Genomic DNA, 10,635 nt, shown 5'->3' with positions numbered 1-10,635 from the left:
TATTAAATCTATTGTTCTTCTTGATTTTTTATATTATAATACCTGCAATAAAAGCAAAAGGTAAACATATGAAAATTAGTAAATACAAGTACAGCCTACCAGTTTTAATGCTTCTGACATCATTAGAAGCAACATCAATTAAAGACGTTGTGGAACATACAGTTCAAAATAATGAAGATATAATTTCTAAATCTTTAAATAATAAAGCATTTAGAAAATATATTGATGAGCAAAAAGGTGGATATTATCCAAAGCTAGATTTAACTGCGTATCTAGAAAAAAAGAAAACTGTTGAGGATTCAAATAATTCTACAATTACAAATGATGCAGACCAAAATGGTTCAAACATTCAGTTAGATTTTGAACAGCTAATTTATGATGGAAACCTAACTCCTTCAAAAGTTAAAGAAGCAAAAGCAAGCTACAAATCGAACAAATTTAAAAATTCAAATGATGTAGAAACTATTCTTTTAGATAGTATCAATTCATACCTTGAAATGCTTCAATACGACGAAAGAGTTGCAAACTCAGAAGCAAACCTAAAAGTTCACGAATCTTACCTTTCAATTGCAAAAGAAACAGAAGCAATAAATGGAGAAATTTTAGATAAAGTTCAAACAAAAGCAAAAATTCACTCAGCAAAAAGTAACCTTTTTAATGAAATGAATAATAAAAATTCAGCAAAAAGTGCTTTTAACAAAAACGTAGGAATGACTTTATCAGGTGGTATATGTAGACCAGCATTAGATGAATCAAAAATCCCAGCAACATTCGATGAATTACAAAAAAAAGCATTAACTACTAACTATGCAATCTTAGAGCAAATTGCAAATATTAAAGAACAAAAAGCAATAGTATCTCAAGAAAACTCAAACTTTTTACCAACTTTAAAGTTTAAATTACAAGGTATTTATGACAAAGATTTAATTGACCAAGAAAACTTAGATACTAGTATTTACAGTGGAAAACTTGAATTAAAATATAACTTATTCAATGGTTTAAGCGATAAAAGAAGAAGTCAAAGAGAAGAATTATTCTTAAAAGAAGCACAATTAAAACTTGATACAATTACAAAATCAGTAGTTGATGATTTATCAGTATCTTACGAAACATACCAAACTGCAAAAAAACAAATAGCAGAATTAAAACAATTCATCGAAGAAAACAAAACAATTATAGAAATTTACAACGACCAATTTGATGCAGGAACAAGAAATTTTATTGACGTATTAAACGTGGAAGCAGATTTATATAACTCAAAAACAAATCTAATCAATACTGAATTTGCAATGTACAAAGCATATTATGAAATATTAAAAAATACTTCATCTTTACAAACAACTATTGAAAACTCAAATGTTGGTACTTGTTCAAATGAAACATCAGACATAGCAGAAGTACTAAAAACTGTACAAGAAGAAGAAACTATGAATGATGTTTTGTCTGAAGAAACAGAAGAAATTACAACTCCACTTCAAGCAGTAGAAAGTTCTGCAATGAATCCAAAAAATGAATATGCATTATTTGTTGAAACATATAAAAGTGAAGCTTCAGCTCAAAATGTATTGGCTTCATTAAGCTCAAGCCTTGAAAATAACATGAAAACAAAAATAGTATCAAATACAAATGGTACATATACAGTTGCAATTTACAATATAGAAGGTTCATCTCAGGCAATTTCTATTAAAAATAAGTTAAACTCAAAATATCCAGGATCATACTACATCAAGAAAAAATAATTAGGATAACTATTGCAAATAGATCAAAACATATCAAATGAAGAAGATACTCTTTTAGAGTCTCTTCTTTTTCTATCTAAATTTCACAAACGTACAGCCTCAGCAGAATCGCTAATCGCAGGATTAGCAATACACAACACCTTAATGACTCCAGCAATGTTCATAAAATCTGCGAAAAAAATAGGCCTTATTGTAAAAGCAGTAAATAGAAAACTTCATGAAATAGACAATCTTGCACTTCCAGCAGTAATGCTTTTAAACAATAACAAAGCATGTGTAGTTTTAAATATTGATTCAGCAAATAACAAAGTAAAATTAATAATGCCACACGTTAGTCAAGGTGAATTAAATTTAAGTATTGAAGAAGTAGAAAAGCTATACACAGGAAATTTATTTATAGTAAAACCAGCATACAATTTTGAGAACAGAGTAGATAAAGATGTTGAAGTAACAGATACAAAAAAATGGTTCTGGCGAACTATGAAAAAAAACCTAGGTATTTATAAACTAGTAATAATAGCTGCAGTACTTATAAACATCTTTGTAATTTTTGTACCCTTGTTTACTATGAATGTTTATGATAGAGTTTTACCAAATAAAGCTATTGACACATTATGGGTTTTATTAAGTGGTATTGTTTTTGTACTTATTTTTGATTTTATTTTAAAACTAATTAGAGCATATTTTATAGAACAAGCTGGAAAAAGAGCAGATATAAGAATGTCAAGTAAAATATTTGATCAATTGTTAAATATAAAACTAGACTCAAAGCCTGCTTCTACAGGAATGTTTGTAAGTAGGCTTCAATCTTTTGAAAGTGTAAGAGAGTTTTTTACAACAGCAACTATCACAGCTTTTGTAGATTTACCTTTTGTTATTTTATTTATATTTATTATCTTCTATGTTGGAGGACCTATTGGTTATATATCTGTTGCTACAATGCTTATTGCAATACTTTTTTCTTTTTTTATGCAAAGACCAATTAAGAAAAATATTTTAAACTCAGCAAAAGAAGATCAAATAAAACAGACAGTTTTAACAGAAACAGTTACAGGTTTAGAAATTATAAAATCAGTTCGAGCACAAAATAGAATGAGAACACACTGGGAAAAGTCAATCTCACAAACTTCATATTATGGAAATAAAACACATTATCTATCTCAAATAGTTACATACTTTGTAGGTTTAATATCTCAGCTTTCAGGTGTTTTAATCGTTGCAGGTGGTGTTTTACTGGCAAGTGAAGGATCTATGACTATGGGTGCAATTATTGCAGCTATGATGTTAAACTCAAGAGTAATAGGACCAGTTTCTCAAATAGCAGGTATGATAATAAGACTTGATAGAACAATGTTATCTTTAAATAATATTGATGAAATTATGAAAATGCCAGTAGAAAGACAAACTAATCAAAACTATTTAAGCCGACCTCAATTAAATGGAGACATAATTTACAAAGATGTAAACTTTGCATATAAAGATCAAAAATTTGATGTATTAAAAGATATTAATCTAAAAATAAAAAAAGGTGAAAAAATAGGAATTATTGGAAAAATAGGTTCAGGTAAATCAACTCTTGCAAAATTACTATTAAATCTATACGAACCATCAAAAGGTTCAGTTTTAGTTGACAATACTGATATTAGACAAATTGATCCAGTTGATTTAAGAAGATCTATAGGATATGTTCCTCAAGAACCATTTTTATTTATGGGAAGTATCAAAGACAATATTACAATAGGTGAACAATACGCAACAGATGAACAGATATTAAAAGCATCAAAAGTATCAGGAGTTCATGACTTCTTAGGAAAACATGAATCTGGATATGATTTAATAGTAGGAGAAAGAGGAGAAGGATTATCAGGAGGAGAGAGACAATCAGTTACACTAGCTCGTGCAATTCTTTCAAATCCAAATATTTTAGTATTAGATGAACCAACTAATATGATGGATGAATTATCTGAAAATAGCTTTAAGCAAAAACTTTCAACTATTATAGAAGATAAAACAGTAATTATCGTAACACATAAACCATCATTATTATCTCTTGTTGATAGATTAATAGTAGTAGAAGACGGAAAAATCGTAGCTGATGGTCCAAAAGATAATATTGTTGCCTCGTTTGGGAATAAAGCAACAAGAGTGAAAAGAGTTCCAAATGCATAATAATGAAGATGTAAATTTTGTAAATATGTTGCATGCACAAAAAAATGCAAAAGTAGATTTTAAAGTATTGCTACTATTCTTTTCTATTATTATATTTTTTGTAGGTGCTTTCACGTGGGCATATTTTTCACAAATTGATGAATTAACAAGAGGAGAGGGTAAAGTCATACCTTCTGAAAAAATCAAAACAATTCAAAGTTTAGATGGTGGTCTAATCTCAGAAATCTTAGTAAAAGAAGGTGCAATAGTAAAAAAAGGTCAAGAGTTGATGAAAATTGACACTACTAGATTTGAAGCATCATTAGAAGAAAATAAACAAACTTACTATCATTTACTAATTACAAAAGTAAGATTAGAAGCAGAATCTAAAATTGATCTTTCAAAACCAATACCAGAATTAAAATATTCCCAAGAGGTATTAAAACAAGCAAAGGTATTTGCTCAAAACGATAAAAAACTTTTCAAATCAAGATTAGAAGAATTAAAAAGTACAACAGAAATTTTCAAAATTCAACTAAAACAAAAAGAACAAGAAGTAAAAGAGCTTAGAAATACAAGCTCACAATTAAGAAGAAGTCTTAAGCTTGTAAAAGAAGAAGCAAGAACTATGGAGCTTTTAGTAAAAAGAAGATCTAAATCAAAAGTAGATTTAATCAGAATTAAAAAAGAGCTATCTCAGCTTCAAGGTGATCTACAAAATGCTTATATAAATATTCCAAAAGCAAAATATGCAATGGAAGAAGCAAAAAATAGAATTTCAGAAAAAGCTAAAATATTTAGAGCAGAAGCCTCAAACGAATTACAAAAACTAAATACTGAAATTAAGAAATATGAATCAAAACTTGTATCAGAAGTTGATAAATTAGAAAAAACAGTTTTACATTCACCAGTAGATGGAATAGTAAAACAAATAAATGTTAACACAGTAGGTGGAGTAATCAAATCAGGAATGGAACTGATAGAAATAGTTCCACAAAGTGATATTCTACTAATAGAAGCGAAAATAGACCCAAAAGATATAGCTTTTATAAACCCACAACAAAAAGCAATTGTAAAGATTACAGCTTATGATTTTGCTATTTATGGTGGTTTAGATGGACAAATTACTGAAATATCAGCAGATAGTATTATAGATAAAAATGATAAGAATCAAAAAAGTTACTACAAGATTGTAATAAAAACAAAACAAAACTATTTAGAACGTAATGGACAAAAACTTCCAATCATACCAGGTATGATTACAAGCGTAGACATTATTACAGGTAAAAAGTCTATTTTAGATTTTATATTAAAACCTATTTTAAAAACAAAAGAAAACGCACTTCACGAAAGATAAAAACCTAAATAAACATAAATTTTAAAATTTAAGTTTATTTAAAGAAAAACCTCTTGACAAAGTATAAAAAATTCTCTATAATTCCCGTCCAATTTAAGTAGAGCGCAAGCGACACATAAACGGATGATCTTTAACAATGTAATGAAGTTTGTAAAGTAATCTTTATAAACTGAATATAATACTCTAAAAAATCTAAAAGAAATAGATTTAAAAAAAATAAAAATATTATAACAAGAATTAATTCTTGTCTATAAATTTGAGTGATAATTTTGTATAACAATACAAATTTGTCAGTATCAAACTAGACGCGTTTATAAAACTTGACATTAAGTCAACTTTGTATCGCACTTCTTTATGGAGAGTTTGATCCTGGCTCAGAGTGAACGCTGGCGGCGTGCTTAACACATGCAAGTCGAACGAGAACGGATTAAAGCTTGCTTTAATTGTCAGCTAAGTGGCGCACGGGTGAGTAATATATAGGTAACGTGCCTTCAAGAAGGGGATAACAATTGGAAACGATTGCTAATACCCTATATGCCTTTAAGTCTTAAGACTGCAAGGGAAATATTTATAGCTTGAAGATCGGCCTGTACAGTATCAGTTAGTTGGTGAGGTAATGGCTCACCAAGACAATGACGCTTAACTGGTTTGAGAGGATGATCAGTCACACTGGAACTGAGACACGGTCCAGACTCCTACGGGAGGCAGCAGTGGGGAATATTGCACAATGGACGAAAGTCTGATGCAGCAACGCCGCGTGGAGGATGACACATTTCGGTGCGTAAACTCCTTTTATATAGGAAGATAATGACGGTACTATATGAATAAGCACCGGCTAACTCCGTGCCAGCAGCCGCGGTAATACGGAGGGTGCAAGCGTTACTCGGAATCACTGGGCGTAAAGAGAATGTAGGCGGATAGAAAAGTCAGAAGTGAAATCCAATAGCTCAACTATTGAACTGCTTTTGAAACTTTCTATCTAGAATATGGGAGAGGTAGATGGAATTTCTGGTGTAGGGGTAAAATCCGTAGAGATCAGAAGGAATACCGATTGCGAAGGCGATCTACTGGAACATTATTGACGCTGAGATTCGAAAGCGTGGGGAGCAAACAGGATTAGATACCCTGGTAGTCCACGCCCTAAACGATGCACACTAGTTGTTGTGAGGCTAGACCTTGCAGTAATGCAGTTAACACATTAAGTGTGCCGCCTGGGGAGTACGGTCGCAAGATTAAAACTCAAAGGAATAGACGGGGACCCGCACAAGCGGTGGAGCATGTGGTTTAATTCGACGATACGCGAAGAACCTTACCTGGACTTGACATAGATAGAATATAACAGAGATGTAATAGTGCTAGCTTGCTAGAACTATCATACAGGTGCTGCACGGCTGTCGTCAGCTCGTGTCGTGAGATGTTGGGTTAAGTCCCGCAACGAGCGCAACCCTCGTCATTAGTTGCTAACAGTTCGGCTGAGAACTCTAATGAGACTGCCTGGGTAACCAGGAGGAAGGTGAGGACGACGTCAAGTCATCATGGCCCTTACGTCCAGGGCTACACACGTGCTACAATGGGGTATACAAAGAGCAGCAATACCGTGAGGTGGAGCAAATCTCAAAAATATCTCCCAGTTCGGATAGCAGTCTGCAACTCGACTGCTTGAAGTTGGAATCGCTAGTAATCGTAGATCAGCAATGCTACGGTGAATACGTTCCCGGGTCTTGTACTCACCGCCCGTCACACCATGGGAATTGAACTCATTCGAAGCGGGAATGCTAAAGTAGCTACCCTCCACAGTGGATTCAGTAACTGGGGTGAAGTCGTAACAAGGTAACCGTAGGAGAACCTGCGGTTGGATCACCTCCTTTCAGAGACAGAGACTTAATTCGTTTTAAGTCTCATCAAGAAAAACAAATAAAGAGTATTATGTTCGGTTTATAAAGATTATTTATTTAATAGGTAATAGGGGCCTATAGCTCAGCTGGCTAGAGCGCTCGACTGATAATCGTGAGGTCCCAGGTTCAAGTCCTGGTAGGCCCACCATTCTTAAATAATCTATAACTTAATAATTAATATACTACGATGGGGAATTAGCTCAGCTGGGAGAGCGCCTGCCTTGCACGTAGGAGGTCAGCGGTTCGATCCCGCTATTCTCCACCATCATATAAACCAAATTACACTGATAAAAGTTTAGTTATTCAAACTAAATATAAGTACTTATTAAAGTATTTATATTTGGTTTTATACCAAAATGATATTTAAAAATATAATGTTAAAGTCTTTTAATTTTTTCATTAATTAATACTAATTTATTAGTAAAGATTAATAAACAATTTTAAAAACTATCTAAGAGATTAGATAGAACACAATTTATTATTTTATAAAATATGCATTAAAGTATGTTTAATAAGATAGTAGCCAAAGAATAATTATCAAATGCGACAGATTAAATTCTGTTTATTATAAGCTATTAAGGGCTAATGGTGGATGCCTAGACTGTAAGAGGCGATGAAGGACGTACTAGACTGCGAAAAGCTACGGGGAACTGTCAAGAAGTTTTGATCCGTAGATATCCGAATGGGACAACCCAGCTAATAGAGATATTAGTTACACGAAAGTGGGCAAACCTGGTGAAGTGAAACATCTCAGTAACCAGAGGAAGAGAAATCAAAAGAGATTCCCAAAGTAGCGGCGAGCGAAATGGGATTAGGACAAACCCTATGCTTGCATAGGGGGTTGTAGGACCAAGATGTGAGACTAGAGAATATAGATGAATAACCTGGAAAGGTTAAGCGTAGAAGGTGATACTCCTGTAATCGAAATGTTCAATAGCTCTATTGGTATCCTGAGTAGGACGGAACACGTGATATTTTGTCTGAATCTAGGGGGACCACCCTCTAATCCTAAATACTACTTACAGATCGATAGTGAACAAGTACCGTGAGGGAAAGGTGAAAAGTACTCCAGCGAGGAGAGTGAAATAGAACCTGAAACCATTAGCTTACAATCATTCGGAGCCCTATGATTTATCAGGGTGACGGACTGCCTTTTGCATAATGAGCCTGCGAGTTGTGGTGTCTGGCAAGGTTAAGCCAAGTGCGAAGCCGTAGCGAAAGCGAGTCTTAATAGGGCGACTTAGTCAGATGCTGCAGACCCGAAACGAAGTGATCTATCCATGAGCAGGTTGAAGCTGGTGTAAGAGCCAGTGGAGGACCGAACCGGTGTGCGTTGAAAAGTGCTCGGATGACTTGTGGATAGGGGTGAAAGGCCAATCAAACTTCGTGATAGCTGGTTCTCTCCGAAATATATTTAGGTATAGCCTTGCGTAGTAGCATATAGGGGTAGAGCACTGAATGGGCTAGGGCTGCTTACCGCGGTACCAAACCCTATCAAACTATGAATACTATATGTGTAATCGCAGGAGTCAGGCGTAGGGTGATAAAATCCTATGTCGAGAGGGGAACAACCCAGACTAACAGCTAAGGTCCCAAAGTCATATCTAAGTGGAAAACGATGTGGAGTTACTGTGACAACCAGGAGGTTGGCTTAGAAGCAGCCATCCTTTAAAGAAAGCGTAACAGCTCACTGGTCTAGTGATTCTGCGCGGAAAATATAACGGGGCTAAGATATGCACCGAAGCTTTAGATTCAATATTTTATATTGAGTGGTAGGAGAGCGTTCTATTCAGCGTTGAAGATGTACCGGTAAGGAGCGTTGGAGCGGATAGAAGTGAGCATGCAGGCATGAGTAGCGATAATTGAGGTGAGAATCCTCAACGCCGAAAACCCAAGGTTTCCTACGCGATGCTCGTCATCGTAGGGTTAGTCGGGTCCTAAGTCGAGTCCGAAAGGGGTAGACGATGGCAAATTGATTAATATTTCAATACCAACAAACAAGCGTGATGTGGGGACGCATAGAGTTAATCGAGCTCACTGATGGAATAGTGGGTCGAAGGACGTAGGTCGTAATTTAGGCAAATCCGGATTACATGAGACCGAGATCTTACAGGCTCCTGACACTCTTCGGAGGAGATGGAGAATCGATGATACTGTCGTGCCAAGAAAAGCCACTAAGCATATTGTTTGTTGCCCGTACCGTAAACCGACACAGGTGGGTGGGATGAGTATTCTAAGGCGCGTGGAAGAACCCTGGTTAAGGAACTCTGCAAACTAGCACCGTATCTTCGGTATAAGGTGTGCCTACTTTGGTATAGGAATTTACTTCCGAAAGCTAGAGAGGTTGCAACAAAGAGTCCCTCCCGACTGTTTACCAAAAACACAGCACTTTGCTAACTCGTAAGAGGATGTATAAGGTGTGACGCCTGCCCGGTGCTCGAAGGTTAACTGATGATGTTAGATTTATCGAAGCATTTGATTGAAGCCCGAGTAAACGGCGGCCGTAACTATAACGGTCCTAAGGTAGCGAAATTCCTTGTCGGTTAAATACCGACCTGCATGAATGGCGTAACGAGATGGGAGCTGTCTCAACCAGGGATCCAGTGAAATTGTAGTGGAGGTGAAAATTCCTCCTACCCGCGGAAAGACGGAAAGACCCCGTGCACCTTTACTACAGCTTGACACTGTAGCTTGGATATTCATGTGCAGGATAGGTGGGAGGCTATGAAACTAGGATGCCAATTCTAGTGGAGCCATCCTTGAGATACCACCCTTGAATATTTGAGTTACTAACTGCGAAGAGTTATCCTCTTTCAGGACAATGTCTGGTGGGTAGTTTGACTGGGGCGGTCGCCTCCTAAAAAGTAACGGAGGCTTACAAAGGTTAGTTCATGGCGGATGGAAATCGCCAGTTGAGTATAATGGCATAAACTAGCTTGACTGTGAGACATACAAGTCGAACAGAGACGAAAGTCGGTCATAGTGATCCGGTGGTTCTGTGTGGAAGGGCCATCGCTCAAAGGATAAAAGGTACGCCGGGGATAACAGGCTGATCTCCCCCAAGAGCTCACATCGACGGGGAGGTTTGGCACCTCGATGTCGGCTCATCGCATCCTGGGGCTGAAGCAGGTCCCAAGGGTATGGCTGTTCGCCATTTAAAGCGGTACGCGAGCTGGGTTCAGAACGTCGTGAGACAGTTCGGTCCCTATCTTCCGTGGGCGTAGGAAAGTTGAGGAGATTTGTCCCTAGTACGAGAGGACCGGGATGAACGTACCACTAGTGTACCAATTGTTCTGCCAAGAGCATCGTTGGGTAGCTACGTACGGATGAGATAAGCGCTGAAAGCATCTAAGCACGAAGCCAACTCCAAGATTAACTTTCCCTGAAGATCCCAGCAAGACTAGCTGGTTGATAGGCTAGATGTGTAAGCGTTGTAAGACGTTTAGCTGACTAGTACTAATAGATCGTTTGGCTTATTTATAATTCAAATTTAGTA

At 36.0% G+C, this 10,635-nt stretch carries 3 protein-coding genes, 2 tRNA genes and 2 rRNA genes; all 7 read left to right on the top strand.

Translation table 11 applies throughout. The annotated features are described in order from the left end of the window. Positions 1-68 precede the first annotated feature (68 nt). The 7 genes from LPB137_RS10325 (at position 69) to LPB137_RS10295 (ending at position 10,620) form a co-directional block, all read left to right on the top strand. Positions 69-1,739, top strand: a complete 1,671-nt coding sequence (locus tag LPB137_RS10325; protein WP_076087714.1) for a TolC family protein — start codon at positions 69-71, stop codon at positions 1,737-1,739. A 12-nt stretch (positions 1,740-1,751) separates the two neighbouring features. Continuing rightward, positions 1,752-3,908 carry a type I secretion system permease/ATPase gene (locus LPB137_RS10320; RefSeq protein WP_076087712.1) on the top strand — a complete coding sequence of 719 codons (2,157 nt, stop codon included), beginning with the start codon at positions 1,752-1,754 and terminating at the stop codon, positions 3,906-3,908. Beyond that, positions 3,901-5,244, top strand: a complete 1,344-nt coding sequence (locus LPB137_RS10315) for an HlyD family type I secretion periplasmic adaptor subunit (RefSeq protein ID WP_076087708.1) — start codon at positions 3,901-3,903, stop codon at positions 5,242-5,244. Before LPB137_RS10320 ends, LPB137_RS10315 begins: the two co-directional genes overlap by 8 nt. Positions 5,245-5,595: 351 nt before the next feature. Next, positions 5,596-7,112: ribosomal RNA gene (locus LPB137_RS10310) — 16S ribosomal RNA — on the top strand. Between the two features lie 98 nt (positions 7,113-7,210). Further along, a tRNA-Ile gene (locus tag LPB137_RS10305) sits at positions 7,211-7,287 on the top strand. Positions 7,288-7,328: 41 nt separating this feature from the next. Then, positions 7,329-7,404: transfer RNA gene (locus LPB137_RS10300), tRNA-Ala, on the top strand. Between the two features lie 300 nt (positions 7,405-7,704). Further along, a 23S ribosomal RNA gene (locus tag LPB137_RS10295) occupies positions 7,705-10,620 on the top strand. Together the 16S and 23S rRNA genes with 2 tRNA genes alongside form the textbook arrangement of a ribosomal RNA operon. Positions 10,621-10,635 lie beyond the last annotated feature (15 nt).

It is taken from the genome of Poseidonibacter parvus (assembly GCF_001956695.1).
Classification (GTDB): domain Bacteria; phylum Campylobacterota; class Campylobacteria; order Campylobacterales; family Arcobacteraceae; genus Poseidonibacter; species Poseidonibacter parvus.
The sequence above is the reverse complement of the archived record's forward strand: the minus strand, read 5'-3'. Positions and strand labels throughout refer to the sequence as shown.